At 37.4% G+C, this 12,766-nt stretch carries 13 protein-coding genes; 11 read left to right on the forward strand and 2 right to left on the reverse strand.

Going from position 1 to position 12,766, the window contains the following annotated elements:
* The first annotated feature begins 16 nt into the window (after nucleotides 1-16).
* From hutU to hutG, 3 genes are read left to right on the forward strand one after another with little or no spacing between them, the layout of a single operon-like run.
* The gene (hutU, locus tag MJG50_RS15200; RefSeq protein ID WP_240256603.1) at nucleotides 17-1,675 is read left to right on the forward strand and encodes a urocanate hydratase; all 1,659 of its coding nucleotides are present in this window, start codon (nucleotides 17-19) and stop codon (nucleotides 1,673-1,675) included.
* Between the two features lie 56 nt (nucleotides 1,676-1,731).
* Nucleotides 1,732-2,979, forward strand: coding sequence for an imidazolonepropionase (gene hutI, locus MJG50_RS15205; RefSeq protein ID WP_345893244.1), 1,248 nt, complete (start codon nucleotides 1,732-1,734; stop codon nucleotides 2,977-2,979).
* A 1-nt stretch (nucleotide 2,980) separates the two neighbouring features.
* Nucleotides 2,981-3,922, forward strand: coding sequence for a formimidoylglutamase (gene hutG / locus MJG50_RS15210; RefSeq protein ID WP_240256605.1), 942 nt, complete (start codon nucleotides 2,981-2,983; stop codon nucleotides 3,920-3,922).
* A gap of 32 nt (nucleotides 3,923-3,954) precedes the next feature.
* On the opposite strand, the gene MJG50_RS15215 is transcribed toward hutG, so the two are convergent.
* Nucleotides 3,955-4,650, reverse strand: coding sequence for a hypothetical protein (locus MJG50_RS15215; protein WP_240256606.1), 696 nt, complete (start codon nucleotides 4,648-4,650; stop codon nucleotides 3,955-3,957).
* A 131-nt stretch (nucleotides 4,651-4,781) separates the two neighbouring features.
* On the opposite strand from MJG50_RS15215, the gene MJG50_RS15220 reads away from it, so the two are divergent.
* From MJG50_RS15220 to tatC, 4 genes are all read left to right on the forward strand, one after another.
* Nucleotides 4,782-5,552, forward strand: coding sequence for a gluconate 2-dehydrogenase subunit 3 family protein (locus MJG50_RS15220; protein ID WP_240256607.1), 771 nt, complete (start codon nucleotides 4,782-4,784; stop codon nucleotides 5,550-5,552).
* Between the two features lie 130 nt (nucleotides 5,553-5,682).
* Nucleotides 5,683-7,398: a GMC family oxidoreductase gene (locus MJG50_RS15225; RefSeq protein ID WP_240256608.1), complete on the forward strand. Its 1,716-nt coding sequence runs from the start codon at nucleotides 5,683-5,685 to the stop codon at nucleotides 7,396-7,398.
* A gap of 27 nt (nucleotides 7,399-7,425) precedes the next feature.
* Nucleotides 7,426-7,626: a twin-arginine translocase TatA/TatE family subunit gene (gene tatA / locus MJG50_RS15230; protein WP_240256609.1), complete on the forward strand. Its 201-nt coding sequence runs from the start codon at nucleotides 7,426-7,428 to the stop codon at nucleotides 7,624-7,626.
* Nucleotides 7,627-7,653: 27 nt separating this feature from the next.
* Complete coding sequence (gene tatC / locus MJG50_RS15235) at nucleotides 7,654-8,394, forward strand: twin-arginine translocase subunit TatC (protein WP_240256610.1); 741 nt, start codon at nucleotides 7,654-7,656, stop codon at nucleotides 8,392-8,394.
* Nucleotides 8,395-8,515: 121 nt separating this feature from the next.
* Here tatC and MJG50_RS15240 read toward each other — a convergent pair whose 3' ends face one another.
* Nucleotides 8,516-8,653 carry a hypothetical protein gene (locus tag MJG50_RS15240; protein ID WP_240256611.1) on the reverse strand — a complete coding sequence of 46 codons (138 nt, stop codon included), beginning with the start codon at nucleotides 8,651-8,653 and terminating at the stop codon, nucleotides 8,516-8,518.
* A 277-nt stretch (nucleotides 8,654-8,930) separates the two neighbouring features.
* On the opposite strand from MJG50_RS15240, the gene MJG50_RS15245 reads away from it, so the two are divergent.
* From MJG50_RS15245 to MJG50_RS15260, 4 genes are read left to right on the forward strand one after another with little or no spacing between them, the layout of a single operon-like run.
* Entirely contained in the window at nucleotides 8,931-9,836 is a 906-nt protein-coding gene (locus MJG50_RS15245) for a DUF7847 domain-containing protein (RefSeq protein ID WP_240256612.1), read from the forward strand.
* Between the two features lie 35 nt (nucleotides 9,837-9,871).
* Entirely contained in the window at nucleotides 9,872-10,513 is a 642-nt protein-coding gene (locus MJG50_RS15250; protein WP_240256613.1) for a DUF4129 domain-containing protein, read from the forward strand.
* Nucleotides 10,514-10,531: 18 nt separating this feature from the next.
* Nucleotides 10,532-11,668 (forward strand): DUF4350 domain-containing protein, encoded by a 1,137-nt coding sequence (locus tag MJG50_RS15255; RefSeq protein ID WP_240256614.1) that lies wholly within the window; start codon nucleotides 10,532-10,534, stop codon nucleotides 11,666-11,668.
* Nucleotides 11,665-12,594, forward strand: coding sequence for an AAA family ATPase (locus MJG50_RS15260; RefSeq protein ID WP_240256615.1), 930 nt, complete (start codon nucleotides 11,665-11,667; stop codon nucleotides 12,592-12,594). The genes MJG50_RS15255 and MJG50_RS15260 overlap by 4 nt, the downstream gene beginning before the upstream one ends.
* Nucleotides 12,595-12,766 lie beyond the last annotated feature (172 nt).

The raw sequence follows: 12,766 nt of genomic DNA on the forward strand, positions 1-12,766 counted from the left end.
TAAAGGAGTTATAGAAATGACAACAAATACAAATCGAACAATTCGTGCAAAAAAGGGCTTGGAGCTAGAATGCAAAGGTTGGGAGCAGGAAGCTGCATTAAGAATGCTCTATAATAATTTGGATCCAGAAGTGGCTGAAAAACCAGAGGATTTAGTGGTTTACGGTGGGATTGGTAAAGCAGCTAGAAACTGGGAATCATTCGATGCGATTGTTAACACATTACAGCGCTTGGAAAATGATGAAACAATGCTCGTACAATCTGGTAAACCAGTTGCAGTTTTTAAAACACATCAAGCAGCACCGCGTGTTCTATTGTCTAATTCTGTGCTTGTTCCAAAATGGGCGAATTGGGAGCATTTCCATGAGTTAGATCAAAAGGGCTTAATGATGTATGGACAGATGACAGCAGGAAGCTGGATTTATATTGGGACTCAAGGTATTTTACAAGGCACGTATGAAACCTTTGCTGAGGTTGCGCGAATGCATTTTGGCGGCTCACTACGCGGTACAATCACATTGACGGCAGGACTAGGGGGAATGGGTGGTGCTCAGCCATTGGCGGTAACGATGAATGGTGGGGTTTGTATTGCGGTTGAAGTTAATCCTAATCGAATTCAAAAACGACTGGATACTAGATATTGCGATAAAATGACGAATTCCATTGACGAGGCAATTAGTTGGGCAGAAGATGCGAAACAAAAAGGAAATGCACTATCGATTGGTCTAGTTGGAAATGCTGCTGAAGTGCATCATGAATTGCTTAAACGGGATTTTAAAATTGATATTATGACGGACCAAACATCTGCACATGATCCATTAAATGGTTATATACCTGAAGGGTTTACTTTAGAAGAGGCAGATTTGCTTCGGAAAGAGGATCCGAAAAGATATGTTGCACGATCTACATCATCAATGGCAAAGCATGTTCTTGCAATGCTTGAATTTCAAAGACGGGGCACAATCACCTTTGATTATGGTAATAATATTCGTCAGGTTGCAAAGGATGAGGGTGTTGAACAGGCGTTTGATTTCCCAGGGTTTGTTCCTGCATATATTCGTCCACTTTTTTGTGAAGGGAAAGGGCCATTTCGTTGGGCAGCATTATCAGGTGACCCAGATGATATTTATCGTACAGATGCTCTTATTAAGGAACTATTTCCAGAGAATGAAGCCCTTATCAGATGGATTGACATGGCACAGGAAAAGGTTGAATTTCAAGGCTTGCCAGCTCGAATTTGCTGGCTGGGCTATGGGGAACGAGTGAAGATGGGTCTTGCCATTAATGAACTTGTTCGAAATGGAGAATTAAAAGCACCGATTGTTATTGGTCGAGACCATCTTGATTGTGGTTCAGTTGCTTCACCGAATCGGGAAACAGAGGCGATGAGAGATGGAAGTGATGCAGTTGGAGATTGGGCGATCTTGAACGCATTAATTAATGTGGCTGCAGGCGGTTCATGGATTTCTGTTCATCATGGTGGCGGAGTTGGAATGGGTTATTCCTTACATGCCGGTATGGTTGTTGTAGCAGATGGTACGGAGCTAGCGGATGAGCGACTTCATCGTGTACTAACAACAGACCCTGGGATGGGAATTGTCAGACATGCTGATGCAGGCTATGAAAAGGCAATTGAGGTGGCAAGGGATAGAGGTGTAGATATTCCAATGTTATAAAGTTTCATTACGATATCTTTAAAACGAACATTCTCGCAAGTGAAAGGATGGAAATGATGAACTATGATTTGATTGTTTACAATATTGGTCAGTTAATTTTACCTAAATCATCACCTAAGCCATTGAATGGTGAAGAAATGAAACAATTAACGATTAAGGAGAATGCTGCTATTGCCGTGCAAGACAAAAAAATCGCCTGGATAGGTTCAACTGAAGAGAGTTATAAATTGGATGCAAGAGAACGTATTGATGCAAAGCGAAGGGTCGTCTCACCAGGACTAGTTGATCCTCATACACATTTAGTTTTTGGTGGCTCTCGTGAAAAAGAACTTGCAATGAAACAAGCTGGAATTCCTTATTTGGATATTTTAGCTAACGGTGGCGGTATTTTATCAACTGTGGAAGCAACGAAACAAGCTTCTGAGGATGAATTATTTGAAAAAGCAGCTTTTCATCTAGATAGAATGATTTCCTATGGTGTTACAACTATTGAGGCAAAAAGTGGTTATGGACTAGATCCAGCAACTGAAATGAAACAATTAAGGGTAGTAAAACGATTAAAGGAAAAGTACCCAATTACGATTGTATCGACATTTTTAGGACCACATGCAATTCCGCCAACTTATAAAGGTAAAGAAGAGCGTTTTTTACACGAGATGATAGATTTATTGGATGATATAAAAGAAAATAAGCTTGCCGATTTTGCCGATATCTTTTGTGAAACAGGGGTTTTTACAATTGAGCAATCTAGGCATTTTTTAGAACGCGCAAAGGAAAAAGGATTTGGTTTAAAAATTCATGCTGATGAAATTGACTCATTAGGTGGAACAGAACTAGCAGTAGCACTTGGAGCAACAAGTGCCGATCATTTAGTTGCTGCATCTGACACTGGCATTAGCGATCTTGCAAATAGTCATACAGTTGCTGTATTACTACCTGGCACAACCTTTTATTTAGGTAAGGACTCATTTGCTAGGGCAAGAAAAATGATTGATGAGGGTGTTGCGGTTGCACTTGCGACCGATTTCAATCCAGGAAGCTGTGTGACTGAAAATATTCAATTAATTATGTCTCTTGCTGCATTAAAACTGAAAATGACAGCAGAAGAAATATGGAATGCAGTTACTGTGAATGCAGCCTTTGCGATTGGAAAACAGGATGAAGCAGGTATTCTTGAGATTGGTAGATTAGCAAACTTTGTCATTTGGGAAGTGCCGAATTATTTGTATCTTCCATACCACTTCGGTGTAAATCATGCAAACAGTGTATATCATAGTGGTAGTAAAATATGGGGGAGACATTGATATGAGGAAATTCACATATCTACAACCAGGGAAATCAGCAATTTTTAAGGACCAGTATGTGACGAAGGTAAATGAATGTTTAGTTCCTTATTCGCAAGGGATGACAGCGGAAATCGGTCTTATTGGGCTTCCATTTTCAAAATCATCCATTTCCTTGTCACAAGCTGAAGATGCACCAAAGGTAATAAGAGGGTGTTTGGGTAGTTATTCCACTTACTCTGGTGAGCGAGAAAAAGATTTTAATGAACAGTTAATTTTAGATTATGGGGATGTACTAACCCATCCGACTGATATTGACGGTACACTAGAACGAATATTTATAAGTGTAAAAGAAATGATTCATACAAAAGTCTGTGATCGATATATTATGCTAGGTGGGGATCATGGAGTAAGCTATCCATCTATTCGGGCCTTTCATGAAGCATTTGGCAGGATTGGAGTCATACAATGGGATGCTCATCATGATGTTCGTAATTTAGAGGATGGTGGACGAACGAATGGAACTCCATTTAGAAGCTTGATTGAGGGTGGGTATTTAAAAGGTGAGGACCTCGTCCAAATCGGAATCCGAGACTTTTCAAATGCGAAAATATATCATGAGTATGCGAAGGAAAAAGGAATTACTGTCTATACAATGAATGATGTTGAGTTAACCGGGATTCAAAAGATCGTCGAACAGGAATTGGAACGATTATCTCAACAGGTTGATATTATTTATCTTTCGGTTGATATGGACGTAGTCGACCAAGCATTTGCTCCAGCTTGTCCGGCGATCGGCCCAGGGGGAATAACATCAAGAGAGCTACTTTCTAGTATTTCTACCGCAATGAAGTATAAGAAGGTTAAAGCGATGGATATCGTTGAAATTGATCCGTCGAAGGATATTCGCGAGATGACAAGTAAGCTAGCGGCTCATGTCATGATGCGATTTATGTTCGTTTAATTTAAAAACCCCCAGTTACTGGGGGCATTTTTTTATTTTTCAGCTGTCATTTGTACAAGAGTTGAAATATCATTAGATATTGCTTTATATGGCACAGATGAAGATTTTAAATTTGTTTTAATCCGATCAATCAAATCAACTGCCTTAGGATTTGTTACAGTTAAAATTTGAACATTGCCATTAAATGCTTTGTTCATATAACTTTTTGCTTTATCCAAATTATCATCTGTTGCTTCATTATTATTTGAAGTTCCCTTGTCTTCACCTTTGCCAGACATACCATTTGTTCCTGTCAATACTTGGTTTTGCACGGAATCATATTGATTGGAAGTTGTTTGTGCAGATCCTCTAGCAAGTATGATCGTATCATCCAACACAAATACCTCAATACCATCGATCCCTTCACCACTCAGTCTAGATTCAAGATGAGCAGAAATACCGCCATCATGCAATCCAGAACTACCAATTAGACTATAAACCGTAGAACCAGTTCCGTGTGTAGTACCACCATGTTCATCAGTTGTTTGTCTTTTTTCTCCATGTTCACTTGGAATAACCAATGGGTCATCCAAGTTTTTGGTTGAGGCATTCGTGTCATAGACACTTAGATTCTCTTTATGATCGCTGTTGTGATCATTTTCGTTTGCTCCTTGTTGCCCCGCACAGCCTGACAAAAGCAAGATAAAACTAAAAAAAAGAATGGCAGCGTTCATTTGAATTTTTTTCATAATTTCCCACCTTTACAAATTTTTTCACGCTTATTATTACCAAGAATATTTTTATTACTCTCCTTTTTTTTATGTATGAATGGATAATTTTGGGGCAATCTAATTTTTGAAAATATTGGAGGTGAGTTTATATGGCAGATGATTCAAAGCAAAGAGAATATCCGGAATCGCCCTCCCGAAGAAGATTTATTAGGAATTCTGGATATGTAATTGGTGGAGTAGCAGTCGGTGGTGTTTTAGGGAGTTTGCTTCCTAAGAAGGATTCGGATAATAAGGAAGTAAAGAAAGACGAAGGAAAAAATACAACCGAAAAAACTGAAAATTTCACACTAGCATTAATGTATTTTACACCTGAGCAATATAAAATTACTGAGGCTGCAACTGAAAGAATATTTCCTGCTGATGATAATGGTCCTGGTGCCAAAGATTTAGGTGTTGCTTTTTTTATTGATCATCAATTAAGTGGCGAATGGGGATTTAATGGTCGAGAGTATATGCAGGCACCATTTTTTAAAGGGGAAAAGGTTCAAGGGTATCAAGGGCGTTTAAAACGACGTGAAATTTTTGATATTGGTTTGCGAGAATTACAAAACCATAGTTTGAGTACTTATAAGAAGAAATTTATAGAATTAAATGAGGATGAGCAAGATGCGATACTAAAGGATTTTGAAGAAGATAAAGTAAATATAACGACGATTTCAGCAAGTGGTTTTTTCAAAATGCTAAGAAGCAGTACGCTTGAAGGAGCTTATAGTGATCCGTTGTATAGTGGAAATCGTAATATGGATGGTTGGAAAATGAGGGATTATCCAGGAAGTCAGATGGCATATACGAATGTCATTGATAAGGACTTTACAAAAATTCCACCACAAAGCTTGCGGGACCATCTTGGTGGGCATTAGTGATGCTGCTGCTTATGCGTAGCTAATACTGAAATGTCATGGGTAACGTTGAATTCTGATGAAACTCATAAGATGAATGATTACAAAATGAATGAATGAATACTTCAAAGACCGTTAATGAGGTGAAAATGTGGCAAAAAAACTACCAAAAGTTGATGTAGTAATTGTAGGTGTAGGATGGGGTGGAGGAATAATTGCTTCAGAGCTTACGAAGAAAGGAATTAATGTAGTTGGCTTGGAACGAGGTAAAGAACGGACAACTGAGGATTATTTTATGGTGCATGATGAGCTTCGATATGCACTACGATATGAATTATTTCAGGATTTGTCTAAGGAAACAATCACATTTCGTGGGAATGAAAAAATTCGTGCATTACCGATGCGGCAATATGGGTCATTTCTTCTTGGCGATGGGTTAGGTGGTGCTGGGGTTCACTGGAATGGACAAACATATCGGTTCCTGCCATATGATTTTGAAATTCGTAGTAAAACAATCGAAAGATATGGTGAAAAGAAAATCCCTAAAGACATGACGATTCAAGATTGGGGAATCACGTATGATGAATTAGAGCCTTACTTCGATACATTTGAAAAAATGTCAGGCATTTCGGGTGAGGAAAATCCTCTTGCAGGTAAGCGTTCTAATCCATATCCAACACCACCGATGAAGACAACACCTGCCCTTGAAAAATTTAAAAAAGCAGCAACAAATATGAAGCTCCATCCTTATTCAAGGCCGTCAGCAAATCTTTCAGAAGCGTATACAAATCCAGATGGTGTCTCACGTGCAGCTTGCCAATATTGTGCTTATTGTGAACGGTTTGGTTGTGAATATGGTGCCAAAGCTGATCCGGTAGTTACAGTTATTCCTGTTGCAAAAAAGACTGGTAAATTTGAAATACGTACACATTCAAATGTAAGGCGAATTTTGTATTCAGGGAATAAAGCTACAGGCGTATTATACACGGATGTTACGACAGGTGAAGAAATCGAACAACCAGCTGATCTTGTAGTTCTGACAAGCTATGTGTTTAGCAACGTTCGGTTGCTGCTAATGTCGGGAATCGGCAAGCCGTATAATTCACAAACAGGTACAGGTGTAATTGGTAAAAACTATGCTTATCAAGTACAAAAAGGGGCTGCAACTGGTTTCTTCGAGAACGAACAATTTAACAACTTTGCTGGTGCAGGAGCACTTGGAATGACACTAGATGACTATAATGGTGATAATTTTGATCACTCAAATCTTAATTTTATTCATGGCGGTTCGATTGCAATTTCACAAACTGGTCAAAGGCCGATACAAAATAACAAAGTGCCATCTGGAACAGCGACATGGGGCAAGGAATTTAAAAATCAATCCATTAAATATGCAAATCGTTCTCTATCAGTTGGAGGACAAGGAGCAAGTATGCCATTTAAGCATCATTATCTTGATCTTGATCCAACCTACAAAGATGCATTTGGTGACCCATTAATGAGAATTACCTTTGATTTCGAGGAACAGGATCGGCAGCTGTCAATGTTCCTTGCATCAAAATGTGAAGAGATTATGAAAGAGATGGGCGCCGATAAAATTGATTCTCTTAAAGAATTGGGACCGTATGATATTACTACCTATCAATCAACACATAACACAGGTGGGGTCATCATGGGAGCTGATCCAAATACTTCTGCGGTTAATAATTACTCGCAAATGTGGGATATGGAAAATTTATTTGTAGTTGGAGCATCAGCGTTTCCACATAATGGTGGCTATAACCCAACTGGGACAGTGGGTGCATTAGCTTATCGTGCGGCAGAAGGAATTTTAACTTATCGTGATAAGGGTGGAATATTAGTGTAATTTCATTTTATGAAAGGAGAATGAAGGATGGGATTAGCGAATATTGGAATACCGGGCTTAATCATTATTTTGGTCATAACACTCATTATCTTTGGCCCAAAAAAGCTTCCCGAAATTGGTTCTGCATTCGGGAAAACTCTATCTGAATTTAAGCGAACCGCAAATACGATTATGAGTGATGAAGATGAAATACCTGATAAAACAACAAAACAGCAACCAGAGGTATAATTTGAAGCAGAATAGGAGGGAAGAAATATGGTCGATGACCTCCAAACTGAAGTGAAATCAGAAGAAACTACAATTGAACATCTGTCGGATTTACGAAAAGCTCTAATAAAATCTACTATTTTCTTTGTCGTCATGTTCGGTGTCATCATTTTTTACATGCCGAAAATACTCCCTCTATTAACAAATGATTATAAAATTGTACTACTGGGTCCTTTAGATGTCGTTCGATTTTACACTGGTGTAGGTGGGGCACTTGGATTAGGTTTGACTGCCCCATTTCTTTGTTTTCAAATTTGGAAATTTGTAAAGCCAGCTTTAGCTCCATCTGAAAGTAGAATTGCTTTAACGTATGTACCATTTATATTAATGAGTTTTATTATTGGTGTTACATTTGGCTATTTTGTCGTATTTCAAATTCTCTTTGAATTTTTAATGGGTATTGGACAAAGTTCTTTTGATATGATTGTTACAGCACGTGAGTATTTTTCGTTTATGCTGATTTCAACAATTTCGCTTGGGTTATTATTTGAGCTACCAATTTCAATGGTTTTTTTAACATCATTAGGAATTGTTACACCCGAGAAGTTAAAAACTACTCGGAAATATTCATATATATGCCTCGGGCTTATATCTGCTTTAATTACACCACCCGATTTTATTAGCCAATTGGTCGTATTAGTACCGTTAATTATCCTATATGAATTAGGTATATTATTATCAACTTTTACATATAAAAAGAAAATTGCTAACCAAGTAAAACTTGCATGAAAAAGGGTCATTTCCGATGAAATTATCAGAAATGACCTTCATTTTTTTTTACGAAACAGGGCCTTGAATTCAAGGTGTTAAACATGTTACTGCATGATTACTAATGGCCCATATGATTCGCTTATTTTGACTTTTTCTTTTCCCTCGCTGCTTTTTTCCTCGCTTTCTTACTTTGAGTTAGTTCAGCACCGAATTCTGTATCACTCTTGTTTGCCCCACCAGTATGAGGCTGATCACGGTTGTTATTTCGATTCGTCATTATTTCCTCCTTTATTATGTATATACATTCCAAGTATTTAGTTTTTTACACCTTGAAATCTAGACATTCACATGCAGTAACTACCATATAGAATGCTTAATATTTGGTAATTTATTCGAAAAAACGGACATTTTTCCAATAAACTATCATAATTTTTAAAATATCTCACAAAATATGTCAGAATAATGATAAAATAGGCGATATTAACAAAATTATATAGTGATACTCAAAAACAGGAGAAAATTTGGGTAGACCTTGAATTAGGGGGAAAACGATTTTGAATAGTAAGTTTAACAGACCAAAGGGTTTTGGTGAAATATTAGACCATACATTTAGTTTAAGTAAAAATAAATTTGCGGACTTCTTCCTAATATTACTCATCATAATGGGACCGGTTTATTTACTCGAAGCATTAATTAACCTAGCCTCTGGCGTCAGTTTCTTCCGGGAGACAGGTGTTGGAAGTGGTTGGTTAGAACAAATTTCTTCAAGTTTTACCGATCCAGAGCTTGTTGAAACAAATCTTGGAGCAGATTTGGGATTAATTTTAATGAGCATCATTAGTTTTGTTATGGCTCCAATAGCACAAGCGGCAGTGCTCATTATGATCAATAAGATACGGAACAATGAGGAATATACAGTTGGTTCCGTTATTAAGCGTGGTTTTTCTAAGTTTTGGCCAATTTTAGGTACAAAAATATTGTACGGACTTATTACATTTGGATTAGTATTCGTACCGTTAATGGTAGTAGGAATGATAGGTGCTATTGGTGCAATTGCTAATCCATTCGCTGGAATTTTACTTGCGATTATTCTTTTTCTCGGTGTGATGGTAGGAGTTGGTTTTTTATTGACACGTTGGAGTTTTTACTTTGGCTCTGTTGTGATAGATAACGATGCTCCAGGATTATCAAGGTCATGGAAATTAACTAGAGGAAGAACCTGGCTATTATTCGGGTTATATATTATTTTTTATTTAATAATCGGGTGTATTAACCTAGCAATCGAACTTACTTTTGGAATCGCGCTAGGGAATAGTGTGTTATTAATGATTCTTGTTAATGTAGGCACATTATTTACAACAATGATATTCAATGTTGGCTTTGCTGTTATGTATTTTGATTTAAAAGTGAGACATGATGCAGATGATCTGAAAGATATGATTGATGATTATAATAAATAGGAATAAGGCATCCTTTAAAAAGTTTGGTGATGTTCATGTTAGATAAAGACAAAGCAAGAGAAGAACTTGAGAGAATTTTAGATGGAATTGAGTATCGTGTATACGATCAGGAGTCTGATGGACTAATAGCAAGATGGTGGGAAGCTGCCAAGGAATGGCTCGGGGAAATACTTGCTGATATCTTTCCATCATTCGAAACGGCTAGCAATGCAGCTGGCCCTTTATTGATAATGATCGGAATCATTGTGATTGGACTACTAGGTGTAGTTACATATTTACTTATTCGTAATGGAAGAAGAAGTCGAAGGTTCCGCGATAATAAGCCATTAGCATCAATGAAAGAGTCGAATTGGTCATACCAAAGGCATTTAGCAGAAGCTAATAAACTAGAGACATTAGAAGAGTATTCGCAGTCGACTCGTCATATGTTTTTAGCATTACTTCTCTATTTTCATGAGAGAGAATGGCTTGAGGCGAGAATATGGAAAACAAATTGGGAATATTATGATGAACTTCGAAGAGTGAACCGTGAGTGGGCTGAACAATTCTACTATCTTGCACTCTTATTTGATGAGGTTACCTATGGGGAACGGACGATCAAGAAGGACGAATATATGCAATTTCGAACTGACGCAATGAGATGGTTAGATCCACAGAATGATACAAATATCATCTAGGAGAAGGAGGTTAAAAGTTTGCAAAAATTGAAATCTAGGAGACGAACATGGATATGGCTCATCGTTTTATTATTTCTTTTCATGGCACTAAGCTATTTTATTCAGTCAAAAGAGCCAACCTATTATCCTAGTTATGTTTCTAAATCTCCTTCTCCAACTGGTGTGAAGGCATTTTATACATATCTTAAGAACGAAACAGAAGTGAAAAAGTGGACTCACTCTCCGACTTTGTTATCAAAGCATACAGACGATCAAATGCTTATCATGATTGAGCCTTTTAGCATTCCTACGACCGAGGAAATGAATGCATATGAGGATTTCATGAAAGCTGGTAATACGATAATTTTATTTAAAAGTAATCCTAAGGGAATGTTTGATCTAAAAGTTGAACCATTTGATTTCGACATCATAGAAAATGAAATGACTGTTTATACCCAAGCAGGGAAAAGTTATGAGGCAGAAGTTAATTCTTCAGTACGTCTTATTGAAGAAAATCATTCAGAGATTTTATTACATGACGATGCGGGTGTAATTGCCCTTAAGAAGTCATTTGGAAACGGTGAATTAATCGTATCACTTACACCAGAGTGGTTAATGAACGGGAAAATAGTAGAAGCTGACAATATCCCTCTCATCATCTCACTACTCAATGAAGAGAACCACCAAATGATTTTGTTTGATGAATACACTTATGTTGGTGATGGGAACTCCACTCTATTAGCGGTATATCCGAAATGGTTTGTCCTTGTGATCATTCTCGGCATCATAATCATGTTACTTTATCTTTGGAATGAGGGGAAGCGCTTTGGCCCGATTTTCACACCGAGAGAGGAGTCAGTTCGATTTAGTGATGAAGGATTAAGAGCTTTAACAGCTTGGTATTTAAAAGGGAATAGATACCATGATTCATTAAAAATACAGGCTGATTATAATAAGCTGCTTATGCAGGAACGATGGGGGATCCCATACAAAAAAGAATGGTTAGACCTTACCACCCAGCTTGAACTAAAATTATCAAACAGTGGACATTTTGATATCAAAGCATTTATAAATGGCTTGAATCATGTATTGAATAAAGGAAAAATCAGCAAGCAAGAATATGTATTATGGTCGAAAAAGCTAGATCGATTACGAAAAGAGGTTGAGGATAGATGAAAAATGAATTAGCATCCTTGTTAGCAAAATATGAACAACGTATTTTAGGACAAAATTTGAATCTAAAATTCTTAGTATCTGCTATTTTAGCAGGTGGGCATGTTTTAATTGAAGGGGTTCCGGGAACAGGTAAGACACAAATGGTAAGAACGCTGGCAAGTCTTCTAGGTGGTAGCTTTAATCGCATTCAGTTTACACCTGACTTATTACCAAGTGATATTACAGGGAGTACCATTTACAATATGAAGGAAAGCTCTTTTCAAACAATAAAAGGCCCAGTTTTTACGAATATTTTACTTGCAGATGAAATTAATCGTACTCCAGCAAAGACTCAGGCAGCACTACTTGAAGCAATGGAGGAAAAACAGGTAACCATTCAAGGGGAAACATACCAATTACCAGAGGTATTCTTTGTTGTAGCAACGCAAAATCCAATTGAGTTTGAAGGAACATATCGTTTACCAGAGGCCCAGCAGGACCGTTTTCTATTTAAGCTGCAAATTGATTTTCCTTCATTTGAAGAAGAAAAAAATGTTTTGAAACAAGTGTTAGAGAATGATGTTAAGGATGATCAAGCTTCAGCAATTCTCGATATGGGCACTTTTTTATCAATTCGAAAAGAAATTGAGAAAGTAACTTTAGGGGACGGCGTCTTAGATTATATTATGCAAATTGTTCGAAAAACGAGGGAATCTGAAGTAATTAGATTTGGAGCAAGTACGAGGGCAGCAATTTCGATCGGCAAAGCGGGTCAATCTTGGGCATATTTATCAGGTCGTGATTATGTCACTCCAGATGATATTAAGATCATTGCTAAGCCAGCAATTAGACATCGGATTCAACTATCTCCACATATAGAATTGGAGGGAGTAACCGTTGACCAAGTCATTGAAGAGCTTGTGGGGTCGATTCCTGTTCCAAGATAGGGGCATTGTACCGACAAAGAGATTTCTTATCTTTTTTCTTATACTTTCATTCGCACTACTGATAGGAACGAGCTGGGATATTTCATGGGGATACATTGTAATAGTGGTATGTACTTTTTTATTATTAAGTTTTTTAGATTTGTTTTTTTCACCAAATAAAAAATACATTTCA

It is taken from the genome of Fredinandcohnia quinoae, from assembly GCF_022427965.1.
GTDB classification, from domain to species: domain Bacteria; phylum Bacillota; class Bacilli; order Bacillales; family Bacillaceae_L; genus Ferdinandcohnia; species Ferdinandcohnia quinoae.

Bases quoted from the DNA above. Each gene is read 5' to 3' on its own strand.
- hutU (WP_240256603.1), top strand. From the start codon at position 17: ATGACAACAAATACAAATCGAACAATTCGTGCAAAAAAGGGCTTGGAG.
- hutI (WP_345893244.1), top strand. From the start codon at position 1,732: ATGAACTATGATTTGATTGTTTACAATATTGGTCAGTTAATTTTACCT.
- hutG (WP_240256605.1), top strand. From the start codon at position 2,981: ATGAGGAAATTCACATATCTACAACCAGGGAAATCAGCAATTTTTAAG.
- MJG50_RS15215 (WP_240256606.1), bottom strand. From the start codon at position 4,650: ATGAAAAAAATTCAAATGAACGCTGCCATTCTTTTTTTTAGTTTTATC.
- MJG50_RS15220 (WP_240256607.1), top strand. From the start codon at position 4,782: ATGGCAGATGATTCAAAGCAAAGAGAATATCCGGAATCGCCCTCCCGA.
- tatA (WP_240256609.1), top strand. From the start codon at position 7,426: ATGGGATTAGCGAATATTGGAATACCGGGCTTAATCATTATTTTGGTC.
- tatC (WP_240256610.1), top strand. From the start codon at position 7,654: ATGGTCGATGACCTCCAAACTGAAGTGAAATCAGAAGAAACTACAATT.
- MJG50_RS15240 (WP_240256611.1), bottom strand. From the start codon at position 8,653: ATGACGAATCGAAATAACAACCGTGATCAGCCTCATACTGGTGGGGCA.
- MJG50_RS15250 (WP_240256613.1), top strand. From the start codon at position 9,872: ATGTTAGATAAAGACAAAGCAAGAGAAGAACTTGAGAGAATTTTAGAT.
- MJG50_RS15260 (WP_240256615.1), top strand. From the start codon at position 11,665: ATGAAAAATGAATTAGCATCCTTGTTAGCAAAATATGAACAACGTATT.